Annotated in this window: 12 protein-coding genes; 6 read left to right on the forward strand and 6 right to left on the reverse strand. The window is 73.5% G+C overall.

The window, feature by feature from the left end:
- Positions 1–8: 8 nt before the first annotated feature.
- Complete coding sequence (locus O7613_RS25415; protein ID WP_282290368.1) at positions 9–1007, reverse strand: EamA family transporter; 999 nt, start codon at positions 1005–1007, stop codon at positions 9–11.
- A gap of 85 nt (positions 1008–1092) precedes the next feature.
- Between O7613_RS25415 and O7613_RS25420 the strand changes: the two genes are divergently transcribed.
- A complete protein-coding gene (locus tag O7613_RS25420) occupies positions 1093–1971 on the forward strand; it encodes a flagellar basal body protein FliL (RefSeq protein ID WP_282290370.1) in 879 nt (292 codons plus the stop codon).
- 190 nt (positions 1972–2161) lie between these two features.
- A complete protein-coding gene (locus tag O7613_RS25425) occupies positions 2162–3397 on the forward strand; it encodes an ATP-binding protein (RefSeq protein WP_281585844.1) in 1236 nt (411 codons plus the stop codon).
- Between the two features lie 9 nt (positions 3398–3406).
- Here O7613_RS25425 and O7613_RS25430 read toward each other — a convergent pair whose 3' ends face one another.
- Positions 3407–3952 carry an N-acetyltransferase gene (locus O7613_RS25430; protein ID WP_281585843.1) on the reverse strand — a complete coding sequence of 182 codons (546 nt, stop codon included), beginning with the start codon at positions 3950–3952 and terminating at the stop codon, positions 3407–3409.
- A gap of 125 nt (positions 3953–4077) precedes the next feature.
- On the opposite strand from O7613_RS25430, the gene O7613_RS25435 reads away from it, so the two are divergent.
- Positions 4078–4623 carry a DoxX family protein gene (locus tag O7613_RS25435; protein WP_282290371.1) on the forward strand — a complete coding sequence of 182 codons (546 nt, stop codon included), beginning with the start codon at positions 4078–4080 and terminating at the stop codon, positions 4621–4623.
- 204 nt (positions 4624–4827) lie between these two features.
- Positions 4828–6264 (forward strand): glycosyltransferase 87 family protein, encoded by a 1437-nt coding sequence (locus tag O7613_RS25440; protein ID WP_282290373.1) that lies wholly within the window; start codon positions 4828–4830, stop codon positions 6262–6264.
- Positions 6265–6274: 10 nt separating this feature from the next.
- Here the strand turns inward: O7613_RS25440 and O7613_RS25445 are convergent, their stop codons facing one another.
- Genes O7613_RS25445 through moaC form a run of 4 tightly spaced genes read right to left on the reverse strand, consistent with a single transcriptional unit; the run spans position 6275 to position 8955 of the window.
- Entirely contained in the window at positions 6275–6706 is a 432-nt protein-coding gene (locus O7613_RS25445; RefSeq protein ID WP_281585840.1) for a molybdenum cofactor biosynthesis protein MoaE, read from the reverse strand.
- Positions 6703–7959, reverse strand: a complete 1257-nt coding sequence (locus O7613_RS25450) for a molybdopterin molybdotransferase MoeA (RefSeq protein WP_282290375.1) — start codon at positions 7957–7959, stop codon at positions 6703–6705. Before O7613_RS25450 ends, O7613_RS25445 begins: the two co-directional genes overlap by 4 nt.
- A gap of 37 nt (positions 7960–7996) precedes the next feature.
- Entirely contained in the window at positions 7997–8467 is a 471-nt protein-coding gene (locus tag O7613_RS25455) for a MogA/MoaB family molybdenum cofactor biosynthesis protein (RefSeq protein WP_281585838.1), read from the reverse strand.
- Positions 8464–8955 (reverse strand): cyclic pyranopterin monophosphate synthase MoaC, encoded by a 492-nt coding sequence (gene moaC, locus O7613_RS25460; protein WP_282290381.1) that lies wholly within the window; start codon positions 8953–8955, stop codon positions 8464–8466. Before moaC ends, O7613_RS25455 begins: the two co-directional genes overlap by 4 nt.
- 849 nt (positions 8956–9804) lie before the next feature.
- Between moaC and O7613_RS25465 the strand changes: the two genes are divergently transcribed.
- Together O7613_RS25465 and O7613_RS25470 are read left to right on the forward strand one after the other, a co-directional pair.
- Positions 9805–12276 carry a bifunctional diguanylate cyclase/phosphodiesterase gene (locus O7613_RS25465; RefSeq protein ID WP_282294612.1) on the forward strand — a complete coding sequence of 824 codons (2472 nt, stop codon included), beginning with the start codon at positions 9805–9807 and terminating at the stop codon, positions 12274–12276.
- Positions 12277–12329: 53 nt separating this feature from the next.
- Positions 12330–13667 (forward strand): glycosyltransferase 87 family protein, encoded by a 1338-nt coding sequence (locus tag O7613_RS25470; protein WP_282290382.1) that lies wholly within the window; start codon positions 12330–12332, stop codon positions 13665–13667.
- Positions 13668–13669: the final 2 nt, after the last annotated feature.

Below are 13669 nucleotides of genomic sequence, written 5' to 3' on the forward strand. Positions count from 1 at the left end.
GCGGGACGCTACCGCCCGTCCGGCGACACGACCGTCCCGCTTCCGGCTGCCGGCGCGGTCCGGCGGGGACGCTCCATGCTGACCACCACGGCCACGCCGGCCACGATCACCGCGCCGCCGAGCAGCACCTGCGCGGTGACCGGCTCGGCGACGAACAACGCGCCGAGCGCCACCGCGACCGCCGGGTTCACGTACGCGTACGTGGAGACGAGGGAGATCGGCGCGTGGGCGAGCAACCAGACGTACGCGGTGAAGGCGACAAGCGACCCGGCCACCATCAGGTAGGCCAGCGCCGCCCAGGACCGCCCGGTCACCTCGGCGGGGGCGAAGTCGCGCAGCTCGCCGCGAAGGGCCGCGACCGCCGCGAGCGCCACCGCGCCGGCCACCATCTCGTAGACCGTCGCCACGAAAGGATCGGCGGGCATCCGGATCCGCCCGGACAGGTACGAGCCGACCGACCAGCTCGTCGCGGCTACGACCACGGTCAGCGCACCGGCCAACGGCACCCCGTCCACCCCGTCCCGGGGCAGCACCAGCAGGACGAGACCGGCGAAGCCGAGCGCCACGCCGACGAAGGTCCACGGACGGGGCCGGTCGCCGCCGGCCGTACGGAGCACCACCACCAGGAGTGGCACGGTGGCCACCAGCAGCGCGGCGACGCCGGAGGGCACCGCGCTCCCGGGCGGGCCCGACTCGGCGAACACCACCAACCCGTTGCCCCCGGCCAGCAACAGCACGCCGACAAGCGCGGCGGAGCCGACCCGACGCGCCGGCACGCGGAGGGCTCCCGGCCCGTGCCGCAGCCGCAGCACGAGCGCGAGCACACCGGCCGCGGCGCCGAACCGCATCGCGGCGGAGGTGAGCGGCGGTAACGACTCGACCGCGATCCGGATGCCCAGGTAGGTCGAGCCCCAGAGCAGGTAGACCAGGGCCAGGGCGGTCCAGATCAGGGCGGCGGGCGTCGAGGTGTCGGCGGTGTCCGTCGCACTCGATGGGCGTGAGCTCATTTGTGGACCACGCTACGGTGGCCAGGGCGTCGGCGTCGCCCCTCGGTGGCCGGCCTCTCAGCATCGTCGTACGCAGGAGGCGTTCATGTCGAACTTCGGACCACCGGGCAGCGGCGCATCCGACCCGTGGGGTGGACGGCGCCCCGGCGACGGTTATCCGCCCGAACCCCACCACCCCGGCCCGGGGCCCGGCGGCCAGCAGTACGCGCCGCCCACCGAGCAGTTCGGCGCCGAGCCGTACGGCCGGCCGCCTTCGCAGTACGGGCCGCCGGTGCAGCGATACGAGCCGACGCCGGGATGGCCCGCCGGCCCACCCCCGTCCGCCGCCCCCCACCAGGGCTACCCGGCCGACCGCGGGTACGCCGGGCAGCCCTCGCACACCGGGGAGCAGTCCCCGTACGCCGGGCAGCCCCCGTACCCCGAGCAACAGCCGTACGCGGGCGGGCAACCGCCGTACCCAGGGCCACAGCCGTACGACGAGCCGCCGCCCCGGCGGCGGGGTAAGGGTGTGCTGCTGCTGGTGGTGATCGTGCTGGCGGTGCTGCTGGGCGGCGCCGGGGCGTACTGGCTGTTCGGCCGGGACGGGGAGAGTCCGACGTCCGGGACGACGGCCGCCACCGCGCCGGCGGCGGATCCGGACGCGGCGGATCCGACGGCGGCGGTGACGCCGAGCGACGCGGCGGATGCGACGCCCTCGTCTGCGGCCCCGGCCTCGTCGACCGACCCGCGCTTCGTCAAGGCGGGTCAGTGTGTGGCCAACGAGGGCGGCAGTGGGCAGCCGAAGCTGGTGATCGCCGACTGTGCCCCGAAGACGTACGAGGTGTTGCGCCGGGTGGACGGCGCGACAAGCGGCAAGAAGGACGCCGAGGCGAAGTGCGGCAAGGTGGCCGGCTACACCGACTGGTATTTCTTCGACAGCGAGTTGGACACGCTCGACTTCGTGCTCTGCCTGAAGCGCCGCTGAGAGCGGCGCTGAGGGCGCTGCTGAGGGCGCTGCTGAGGGCGCCGCTGAGGCGACGATCGGCCGGTAGGCAAAACTAGGGCTGTCTAGCATCCACGCTAGACAGCCCTAGCTTTGGGTCGAGGCCGACACGCGGTAGCCACCTCTACGCACGTCTAGCCTGTCCGCTAGACAACCCGATACGGTGCGATGCGTGGATCCCGTCCGCAACCCGTACGCCCCGGGTGCCGGCCAGCGCCCGCCCGAACTCGCCGGGCGGGGGCGGGAGCTGGACGTGTTCGACGTGGTCCTGGAGCGCATCGCCCGGGGCCGCCCGGAACGCAGCCTGATGCTCACCGGGCTGCGCGGGGTGGGCAAGACGGTGCTGCTCAACACGCTGCGCTCGGAGGCGATCAACCACCTCTGGGGCACCGGCAAGATCGAGGCCCGGCCGGACCAGTCGCTGCGCCGGCCGATCGCTGCCGCGCTGCACATGGCGGTCCGGGAGCTGGCCCCCCGGCACCGCGCGCCGGACCGGATCGACGCCTTCCTGGGCGTGCTCAAGGCGTTCGCGCAGCGCTCCGCGCCGGCCGGGCGGGGTGGCGCGGCGCCGAAGCTGCGCGACAGGTGGCAGCCCGGCATCGACGTGCCGGCCGCCAGCGGCCGGGCCGACTCCGGCGACATCGAGATCGACCTGGTCGAGCTGCTCAGCGACGCGGCGGCGGTCGCCACCGACGTGGGCACCGGCATCGCCATCTTCATCGACGAGATGCAGGACGTCGGTGCCGAGGACGTCTCCGCGCTCTGCGCCGCCTGCCACGAGCTGTCGCAGCTCGGCGCGCCGCTCATCGTGGTGGGCGCCGGCCTGCCGCACCTGCCGGCCGTGCTCAGCGCCGCCAAGTCGTACTCCGAACGGCTCTACCGCTACCAGCGGATCGACCGGCTGGACCGGATCGCCGCCGACCAGGCGCTCTGCGCGCCGGCCGAGCGGGAGGAGGTCGAGTACGAGCAGAAAGCCCTCGACCTGCTCTATGAGAAGTCCGGCGGTTACCCCTACTTCGTCCAGGCGTACGGGAAGGCGACCTGGGATCACGCGCCCCGGTCGCCGATCACGGCGGCGGACGTGCGGGTCGCCGCGCCGGAGGCGGAGGCGGAGCTGGCGGTGGGTTTCTTCGGCTCCCGCTTCGAGCGGGCCACTCCGGCCGAACGCGAATACATGCGGGCCATGGCCACGTTGGCACTGGTGAACGGCGAGGATGGCGCACGGGACGACATGGACGCCGCGGTGCCCACCGCGGAGATCGCCCGCGCGCTCGGCCGTAAGCCGGCCAGCCTCTCCCCGGCCCGGGACGCGCTGATCAAGAAGGGTCTGATCTATTCCGGTGAGCGGGGAACTGTCGCGTTCACCGTCCCGCACTTCGGCCGCTACCTGCGTACCCAACCCGCCTGAAAAAGCCGGTCAGACCCGCGACCAGGGTGGCGGAAAGACCACCTCGCCGGCCGGGGGCGGTGGCTCCTCGGCGGTGGACGGCGGCAGCACCAACGCCTGCCATGGCTCCCCCAGCCCGGACCAGGGGCTGCTCAGCCCCAACCGGTCCGCCGGGCCGAAGCCGAACCGCCGGTAGTACGCCGGGTCACCGAGCACCACCACCAGCCGCTCGCCCAGCTCGGTGGCGGCGTCCAGCGCCGCCTGCACCACCGCCGTGCCGTGCCCGACGCGCTGCCGGTGCCGGGCCACCGCCACCGGCCCGAGTGCCAGCGCCGGCCAGGAGCCGCCGTCGGTGCGTACCCGCACCCGGCTGAGCAGCGCGAAGCCCACCACTTCGCCGCCGTACTCGGCGACCATGGCCAGCTCCGGGATCCACGCGGCGCTGTGCCGCAGCTCCTCGACCAGGCCGACCTCGGGCGGGGTGGTCACGTCGGGGCGGGCGAACGCGGCGGCGAGCACCCGGGCCACCGGCGCTTCGTCCGCCGGCTCCTCGGGGCGAAGTCGCAGCGTCGTCACCCGCGCGACCTTACCGAACACGGCCGGTCCATCCGCGACGGTCGCTGAAATCGATACCGGACGGACGTCGATACCTTTTGTGTGTTGCAGGGGTGATCGGGCCGTCGAGGGGGTAAGACTGAAGCATGAAGCCCGTGCGCTCCCTCGCCCGAGTCATGTTGAGCGGCATCTTCGTGGTCAGCGGCGCCCGTAACCTGCGCAACCCGGAACGGCTGGTGCCCGCCGCGAAGCCGGTCACCGACCGGGTCATCCCGCTGATCCAGAACCTGCATCCGCGCATCCCGACCGACACCGAGACGCTGATCCGGGCCAACGCCGCCACCCAGTTGGTCGGCGGGTTGATGCTGGCCACCGGCCGGTTCAGCCGCCCGGCCGCGCTCGTCCTCGCCGGCACGCTGCTGCCGACGACGGCCGCGGGTCATCCCTTCTGGAACAACGACGACCCGGCCGTCCGCAACAACAACCAGATCCACTTCCTCAAGAATCTCGGCCTGCTCGGTGGTCTTCTCCTCGCCGCCGCGGACACCGAGGGCAAGCCGGGGCTGCGCTGGCGCGCCGGCCACCGGATCCACCACTCGCGCCGGTCGGTGAAGCGCGCGGTCCGCACCGCCCGCCGGGAGGCGAGAATCGCCGTACGCTCCGCGGCGACCGCACGCCGGATGCCCGGCTGACGTCCACCTGCACGACACCCACCCCCCGCAAGGCCACCAATCACCTGAACCGTCCGACACCCGTTAACGCGGTTGAAATGTCGCAAACACGTGTGGGATCGGACACGGTCATGTAACGCGGGAGGCAGCATCGTGAGGCACCGTTCTAGGCTCCGTTCTGGACCTGGACGGGCACGACGACCTTGGTACGGGGGTGGCCACGCCATGCCGACGACAGTCGGTAGACGGACCAACCGCCTCACCCCGACCCCCCGCGTCGTCCTCGGGGTCGACCAGCGGATCGCCGTACGTGTCGGCGTCGTGGCCGCGGTGTGGTACGCGGCGTGGCTCGCCATCGGCGCCTTCGGCCGGCCGTACAACTTCTTCGACATGAAGATCTATCACGGCGCGGTGCTGTGGTGGGCGGGCGGCAACGAGCTGTACGACTTCGTCGCCCCCTCGACGACGCTCGGCTTCACCTATCCACCCTTCGCCGCCCTGGTCATGCTGCCGATGTCCTGGCTGCCGGTGGACCTCGCCGGTTCGGTCAACGCGCTTGCAAGCATCGGCGCGCTCGCGGTCGTGCTGGCGGCGTTGCTGCGTCCGATCGTGGACCGGCTCGGCTGGTCGCTCTGGTTCACCGTCGGCATCGCCACCCCGCTCGCCGTGGCCATCGAGCCGTCCCGGGAGACGCTCGGCTACGGCCAGGTCAACCTGCTGCTGTTCGCGCTGATCATGGCGGATCTGGTGGGTCTGCGCTGGCGGGCCAGGCGGGGCACCCATCACGAGAGCGCCGAGACGCCGCTGGCCCGATTCGTCTACAGCGGCGCCTGGGCCGGGGTCGGCATCGGGCTCGCCACCGCCGTCAAGCTCACCCCGGCGCTGTTCGTGGGCTATCTGATGCTCACCCGGCAATGGCGGGCCGCGTGGATCGCGGTCGCCACCACGATCGGGGTGACCCTCGCGACGTTCGGCGCGATCGGCGAGGAGTCCCGCACCTACTTCACGAGCGTGCTGTGGCAGACCGAGCGGGTCGGCGCCGCCGACATGACCGCCAACCAGTCCCTCGCCGGCCTGCTGGCGCGGCTCTACGACTCGATCGAGACACCCGGGCTGCTCTGGCTCGCCTTCTCGGTGCTGGTGCTGGCGCTGGGCCTGTCCCGCGCGGTCAGCGCCCGCACCGACGGCGACGAGTTGACCGCGTTCACGCTTGTCGGGCTCACCGCCAACGTGATCAGCCCGATCTCCTGGTCGCACCACCTGGTCTGGGTCATCCCGGCGATCATCGTGCTGGCCGACGCCGCGGTACGCCGACGCGACGCCAGCCGCGGCCTGCCCCTGCGCGGCACCGGGCTACCCTCGGCCAACGGCGTACCCCCGTTGCGCCCGCCGATCTGGTATCCGGCGCTCACCGGTCTCCGGCACGCGGCCGGCGCGCTCGGGCTCTATCTGCTCTTCCTGATCTCGCCGATCTGGCCGTACGAACACCAGCTCCCCGAGGTGTCCCACTACCAGGACGGCCTGTTCGGCGCGCTGATGGAGAACTCCCTGTCGATCGCGCTGATCCTGCTGGTCGCGGCGCTGCCCTGGCGGCCCGGCGCGGAACCGGCGTTCTATCCCGACCGGCTGGGCCGCACCACCCAGCTCGCCGCCCGGCGCTGACCCGCCCGGCTCAGGGGCAGTTCACCCACTCCTCGGTGCCGTCGTCGAAGACCTGCCGCTTCCAGATCGGCAGTCGCGCCTTGACCTCGTCGACCAGCCGGGCGCACGCCGCGAACGCCGCCGCCCGGTGCGCGGTGCTGACCGCCGCGACAAGCGCCACGTCACCGATCTCCAGCGGGCCGATCCGGTGCGACACCGCCACCGCGTGCACCGCCGGATCGGTGGCGATCTCGGCGGCCACCTCGCGCAGCACGGCCTCGGCGGTGGGGTGGCCCTCGTACTCCAGCCGGGTGACCGCCCGTCCGTGGTCGTGGTCGCGGACCACGCCCTGGAAGGAGACCACCGCGCCGGCCCGGCGGTCGGCGACCGCCGCCTCGTGCGCGGCCAGGTCGAGCGGCCGGTCGGTGACCGCACCCAGCACCACGCGCGTCTCGGTCGTCACGGCCGCTCCCCGGAGGTCAGCGGCAGGGGTACGAGCGGCACCCGGTCACCCGCCGCGCCGCTGGTGCCGGGCCGGATCACCGCGAAGCCGTCCGCGCCGGCCAGCCCGCGCAGCATCGCCGAACCGACGTGCCGCACCGGGTGCGCGGTGCCGGCGACCCGGTCCCAGCGAACCAGGGCGAGGTGGGTCTGATCCCCCCGCCCGGTGACCGGCTCGGCCAGCATGACCTGCGGCAGCACCGGCATCGCACGGCCGGTGAGACCGGCGAGCAGGGGAGCGACGAGCGAGACCAGGGCCACCACCGCGGACTGCGGATTGCCCGGCAGGCCGGCCACGAAGCGCACCCGGCCGTCGGTGTCGGCCAGCCGGGCGAGCAGCATCGGGAAGCCGGGGCGCACCGCGACCGTGTTGACCACGTAGTCGGCGCCCAGCGCCTCCAGCGCCGGGTGCAGGTGATCGACCGGCCCGTGCATGGTGCCGCCGGTGGTGCAGACCAGGTCGGCGTTGGCGAGCGCGCCGCGCAGCGCCGCGACGTGCGCGGGCAGGGTGTCAGCGACCGGCCCGACCACGTCGCCGCCCCGCACCTGACAGCCGTAGCGGCGCAGCCAGGCGGGCACCGAGGGGCCGAGCGCGTCGCGCACCCGGCCGGCCCCCGGCGGGCCCGACGTGAGCAGCTCGTCGCCGAAGACCAGCAGCGCGGCGCGCGGCGAGCGGCGGACCCGCAGCGTGTCGTGGCCGCAGGAGGCGGCCAGGCCGATCACCGCCGGGTCCACGGGCGTGCCGGCGGGCAGCAACTCCTCGTCGAGGCGGGCCTCCTCGCCCGGCTCGCGCCACTCCGGCTGCGGCCGGGGCGTGCCGGCCACCCGGCCGTCCGCCGCCCGGGTCGACTCCTCGATCCGCAGGATCGCGGTGGTGCCGGCGGGGACCATCGCGCCGGTGGCGATCTCCACGGTGGTGCCGTCCGCCGCCAGCGGGGGCGCGGTGTGCCCGGCGAGCACCCGGCCGACCACCTGCCACGGCCCGGCCCCGCGCACCGCCCAGCCGTCCACGCTCGAGGTGGGGAACGCCGGCAGGTCGGTGCGCGTGGTCAGCGGCTCGGCCAGGGTGTGCCCGTCGGTGTCGGCAAGCGGCCGGGCGACCGCGGGGAGCGCGGCGGAGAGGCCCACCGCGTACACCCGGGAGCGGGCCTCCTCCCACCCGGCCGGCGGGGGCGTGCCCACGTCGACCGCGGCGGCTTCGGTTTCCGTGCTCATCCGGCGAGCCTAGCGCCGGCGCACCCGGCCCGCGGGCTCAGTGGTCGCCGCCGCGGAGCTGGTCGACCGCGTGCCGCAGGATCGGCCCGAGCACGGCCAGCCCGTCCCGCGCTCCGCCGCGCGAGCCGGGCAGGTTGACCACGAGCATCCGACCGGCGACCCCGGCCCGGCCCCGGGACAGCGCGGCGGTGGGCACCGCGTCGCGGCTGTGCGCCCGGATCGCCTCGGCGATGCCGGGGATCTCGTAGTCGAGCAGCGCGCCGGTCACCTCGGGGGTGCGGTCGGTCGGCGTGATGCCGGTGCCACCGCTCGTCAGCGCCACGTCGACGCCCTCGTCACGGGCGGCGCGCAGGGCCTCGCCGACCGGGTCGCCGTCGGGCACCACCACCGGCGGGTCCACCATGCAGCCCAGCTCCGACAGACCGGCGACGAGCAGTGGGCCGCTGGTGTCCTCGTACACCCCGGCGGCGGCCCGGTTGGAGGCCACGATCACCCGGGCCCGGATCACTGCCGGTCCTCCGGCCGGACCCACTCACCGGTCTTGCCGCCTTCCTTGCGGAGCACCCGGACGGCGTCCACCGAGGCGGCCGGGTCGACGGCCTTCACCATGTCGACCAGGGCCAGCCCGGCGACGGCCACCGCGGTGAGCGCCTCCATCTCCACCCCGGTGCGGTCGGCCGTCCGGGCGGTGGCGGTGATCTCGACGGTGTCGTCGGTCAGGTCGAGGTCGACGGTCACGCCGTGCAGGGCGATCGGGTGGCAGAGCGGGATCAGGTCGGGGGTGCGCTTGGCGCCCATGATGCCGGCGAGCCGCCCGACCGCGAGCGCGTCGCCCTTGGGCAGGCCGTCGCGGCGCAGCAGCTCCAGCACCTCGGCGGTGGTGCGGAGCCGGCCGGCGGCGACCGCGAGCCGGCCGGAGACCGGCTTGGCGGAGACGTCGACCATCCGGGCGGCGCCGGCCTGATCGACGTGGGTGAGCTGCGCGGGTTCGGTCACCGCCCGACCTTATCCGCCGGGTACGACGGGCGCGGCTCGTGTCGGGTGCCGATGATCTGCACGCCGCCCCTCCCGCACCCTCCGTCCGTCGATTCGCCGGGGATTTCGACGATGGGGCTCGTCGGCCGGATCCGCCCCGTTCCGAGCGGGAGGTCGCCCTTCTTGACTCGTGCTGACAGCCCCCCGACAACTCGGATTTCCATGCTGCTGTTCGGGCCTTTGTTGGCACCTGTCCCGGCGGAAACGACGGCCTAATCCACCTATCCCCGAGTCATCGGTGACAGTCGGGCCGGAGACGTGACTCTCCGACCCGGCGGCCGAAGCCGACCGAAGCAGGGTTGTAATGTTTCCCGGCCGAGACGACGCTACGAACGGTATGCCACCTCGAACCTTTCCGGATGGCCCAGAGCGACGGCGCGGGTACAACAAGGAGACGATCGGCTCCGCTCCGCATACAACTTGTGGACAGAACGTCATTTAAGCGACAATTATTACTCATATTGCGCATACCGACATTAATTCTTCCTTACCACTCCTTCTTCCCCTTAGCCTTCTCTCCAGTCGGCAAGCGCGGATACACGCACAAGCGGTCTCTGCGACGGGTCGTGACAATGCGCCACCGATTACGAGTTACCCCTTCGGTCGGCGGCGATTACGGCCCACCGGGATATTGGAGGAGGGATGAGCAATGCGCAGCACCGAATGGGGATGAGAGTTTCCGGAACAGAAGCGAAGCGGTAGGCTGCCGCTCATCACGTACCGACGGTGAGCGGCGGGTGACCCGGGTTGAGCCGGACGACAGAGGGCCGAACGGCTGTCAACCCCACCCTGCGCGGCCTCGTCTACACACTGGCGGCAGGGGCGTCGCTCGTCGCGCTCATCGCGTTCTCCACCGCACGCAGGCAACACCCTGAATCCGTACGCGACTTCGTCACCGCCGCAACGCTCGTGGTGACCGTCGTGTTGGCCACCGTCATCAAGACGCGGCTCCGGATCCGGTCGACGACCTTCTACTTCGCGTGGGTGGAAACCGCAATCGTCATCGGCCTCGCCGTCGCTCCAGCCGCCTGGGTCGTGCTGGCCACCGGCCTCGGAGTGGCCTGCGGATCGGTGACCCGCCTGGCACCCATCAAGGTGATATTCGCCGTCGCCAAGCACACCCTCGTGGCCGGCGGCGCCACGGTCGCCACGCTGTTACTCGGCGGCGCCTGGCCACCTCATGAGCCACTCCGCATCGTCGTGCTGCTGGGAATCGTCTATCTGGTCGCCGCGATCCTCGACGACGTCCTTGCGATTCCGGTTATCGCGCTCGCCTCCCGAACGCCGATCCTCCGCCAGTTCCGCGATGACCTCGACCTGCGGATCGCCGGCTTCGGTGTGCGATTCCTCGTAGCCGCCTTCACCGTGCTGATCCTGCGGATCGACCCCCGCCTGCTGCTCGCCGTGCCGCCCCTGGTGCTCAGCCTCCACCTGGCCTACTCCGCCAGGATCCGCACCCGCACCGAGCAGCAGGCCTGGCAGCGGCTCGCCCGTGCCACCGACGCGCTCAACGTGGTCGACCTCGACCAGGTGCTCACCACCGCCGTCACCGAGGCCGCCGAACTCTTCTCCGCCGACGAGGTCGAGATCGAGCTGCGCGAGGGCGGACGCACCGTCCGCGGCGGCGCCGCCGGGGTCGGGTACGACGGGACGACGCCGCCGCCCAGCGACACCGACGGCCGGATCGTGCCGGTATCGCTCGAAGGACACGACCGCGCGGAAGACATCGGCATGCTGCGACTCCGCTTCGCCGGGCCGATCGACCTCTCCGAACGGGAGCAGTACACCCTGCGTACGTTCGCCTCCGCCCTCTGCACCGCGGTCCGCAACGCCCAGGCGTACGCCGAACTCGCCCGGATCGCCGACGACAACGCCTACGCCGCCACCCACGACGCCCTCACCGGCCTGTCCAACCGCCGGCATCTGCTGGACGAGGGCACCGCCCAGCTCACCACCCGGCACGCCGACGGCGTCACCGCCCTCGTGCTGATCGACCTCAACCACTTCAAGGAGGTCAACGACACGCTCGGGCACGCTGCCGGGGACCGGGTGCTGATCCAGGTCGCCGAGCGGCTACGCGACGCGGCCCGCCCCGACGACCTGGTCGCCCGGCTCGGCGGCGACGAGTTCGCCGTGCTCCTGCGCGGCCTGCCCGCCCCGGCGGTCGCCGCGCACCGCGCCGAGGCCCTGCTCGCCGCGCTGCACGACCCGCTCGACCTGGACGGCATGCGGATCAGTGTGGAAGCCAGCGGAGGCATCGCCGCCGCCCCCGCCACCGGCGGGATGGCCGAACTGCTCCGCCGCGCCGACGTGGCGATGTACCAGGCCAAGCGCGCCGGCCAACGCGTCACCACGTACGCGGCGAACCGCGACACCGCCGACCTGCACCGGCTCACCCTCGGCGGCGAACTGCCCCGGGCCGTCGCCGACCACGAGTTCACCGTCAACTTCCAGCCCATCGTCGACCTGGGCAGCGGCAAGGTCATCGGCGCCGAGGCGCTGGCCCGCTGGCACCACCCCACCCACGGCCTGATCGACCCACTGCGCTTCCTCGAAGCGGTCGAACGCTCCGGGCTGCTCCCCGCGTTCGCCGAGGCCATCCTCGACCAGGCCCTGATCGCGGCCGGCTCCTGGCACGACGCCGGATTCGACCTGCCCGTCTCGGTGAACGTGTCACCCCGCAGCCTCCTCGACGCCCGCTTCCCCGGCGCCGTGCTGGCCCGGCTACGCGCCCACGACCTCCCGCCGGACCGGCTCGTGCTGGAACTCACCGAGACCCTCACCCTCAGCCAGCTCGACGTGGTGGACCGGGTCCTCAGCCGGCTCCGCGACTCCGGTGTCCGGCTGGCCCTCGACGACTTCGGCACCGGCTACTCGTCGCTCTCGCTGCTCTCCCGCATCCCGGTCCACGAACTCAAGATCGACCGCAGTTTCGTCACCGCCATGGAAACCGCGCCCGAAGCCGCCGCCGTGATCCGCTCCACCCTCGACCTCGGCCGTAGCCTCGACCTCACCGTGGTCGCCGAGGGCGTGGAGAGCGAACCGCAACGCCGCGCGCTCTGGGAACTGGGCTGCGCGGCCGGGCAGGGCCATCTGTTCGCCCGTCCGCTGCCCGCCGGTACCCTGCTCGCCGCCCTCCACCGCGGCGCCGGCGGCCAGCCCGGCGCGCTCGCCTCGCCGCTGCACGACGCCGGCGCCGTCATCCGGCTACCCGGCCGCCGCGCCGGTGCCGCCCGCACCCGCCCGGCCCCGCCCACCGCCACCGACGCCCACCAGACCTGACCGGCCGCACCGACCGGGCCGTGCCGCCGACCCGGTCTGCGAGACTGGCCCGCGTGACCGCCCACACCGACCCGGCCACCCCCGCCGCCCGCCGCTGGGCGGCGCTCGACACGGCCGCCGGCGGCCTCGCCCTCGACCTGGGCCTCTACGCCGCCGCCACCGCCTTCGCCGCGATCACCGCGGTCACCTCCACGCTGCCGCCGCACCGCGCGTGGGGCGCGGTCGCCACCATCGGGTACGCCCTCGCCACGCTCGCCGCGACCACCCAACTCCTCGCCCGGCACCGCGCCCCCGGAACTCCCCTCGCCGGGCTGCCCGCCCGCTGGACGATCACCGCGTTCACCTGGGCCACCACCGCCCTGCTGCCGGTCGTCACGCAGAGCATCGAACGCGCCGGCGGACGCACCGACCGGGCCCAGGAGGAGGTGATCGTCGTCGAACACGCCGGCGCCCGCCTCGCCGAACACGGCACCCCCTACCTCGGACCCGACGCGATCGCCGCCCTGCCACCCGGCGAACAACTCCTCGGCTACACCCCGTACCAGCCGGGCATGGCCCTGTTCGGGCTGCCCCGGGCCGCCGTCGACGCCTGGTGGACCGACGCCCGCGTCTGGTTCGCCGTGGCCACCGCGCTCGCCCTCGCCGCCCTGGTCACCACGCTGCGTGCCACCGCCGCCCCGGCCCCGCCCCGCCGCGCCGCCGCGCTGCTGCGCGCCGTCCAGGCCGCCACCGTCCTGCCCGTCGGTGCGCTCACGCTCGCCACCGGCGGCGACGACCTCCCCGTACTCGCGCTCTGCCTGCTCGCCCTCGCCCTCGCCGCCGCCGGCCGACCCGGCCGCGCCGGCCTCGCGGTCGGCGCCGCCGGTGCCCTGAAACTCTTCGCCTGGCCGGTCGCGATCGTGCTGATCTGCTGGGCCGCGACCCGGCGGTCCGGGTCCCGGACCGCGCTCGGCGCCCTCGGCCTGCCCGTCCTCGCGCTGCTCCCGGTGCTGCTCGTCGACTCCGACGCCCTGGTCGAGAACGTGCTGCGCTTCCCGCTCGGCCACGGCCTGGTCACCAGCCCCGCCCAGTCCCCGTTCCCCGGCCACCTGATCGCCGAGACGGTCCCCGCCGGTCGCGCCGTCGCCGCCGCCCTGCTCGTCGCGGTCGGCCTGACGATCGCCGTCCGGCTGCTGCGCCGCCCGCCACGGACCGCCGCCGCCACCGCGCTCATCTGCGGGTACGGGCTGCTCGCCGCGATCCTGCTGATGCCCACCACCCGCTTCGGCTACCTGCTCTACCCGATCGCCCTGCTCGTCGCCGCCCCGGCGTTGGCACTCGCCGACACCCGGAACGGGCCCGGTATTCCCGGCAACCCCCGGGCGGGAACCGGTCGGAAGGCGTACACCTGAGG

The organism is Micromonospora sp. WMMD975, from assembly GCF_029581215.1.
Taxonomy (GTDB): domain Bacteria; phylum Actinomycetota; class Actinomycetes; order Mycobacteriales; family Micromonosporaceae; genus Micromonospora.

Bases quoted from the DNA above. Each gene is read 5' to 3' on its own strand.
- O7613_RS25420 (WP_282290370.1), top strand. From the start codon at position 1,093: ATGTCGAACTTCGGACCACCGGGCAGCGGCGCATCCGACCCGTGGGGT.
- O7613_RS25415 (WP_282290368.1), bottom strand. From the start codon at position 1,007: ATGAGCTCACGCCCATCGAGTGCGACGGACACCGCCGACACCTCGACG.
- O7613_RS25450 (WP_282290375.1), bottom strand. From the start codon at position 7,959: ATGAGCACGGAAACCGAAGCCGCCGCGGTCGACGTGGGCACGCCCCCG.
- O7613_RS25440 (WP_282290373.1), top strand. From the start codon at position 4,828: ATGCCGACGACAGTCGGTAGACGGACCAACCGCCTCACCCCGACCCCC.
- O7613_RS25435 (WP_282290371.1), top strand. From the start codon at position 4,078: ATGAAGCCCGTGCGCTCCCTCGCCCGAGTCATGTTGAGCGGCATCTTC.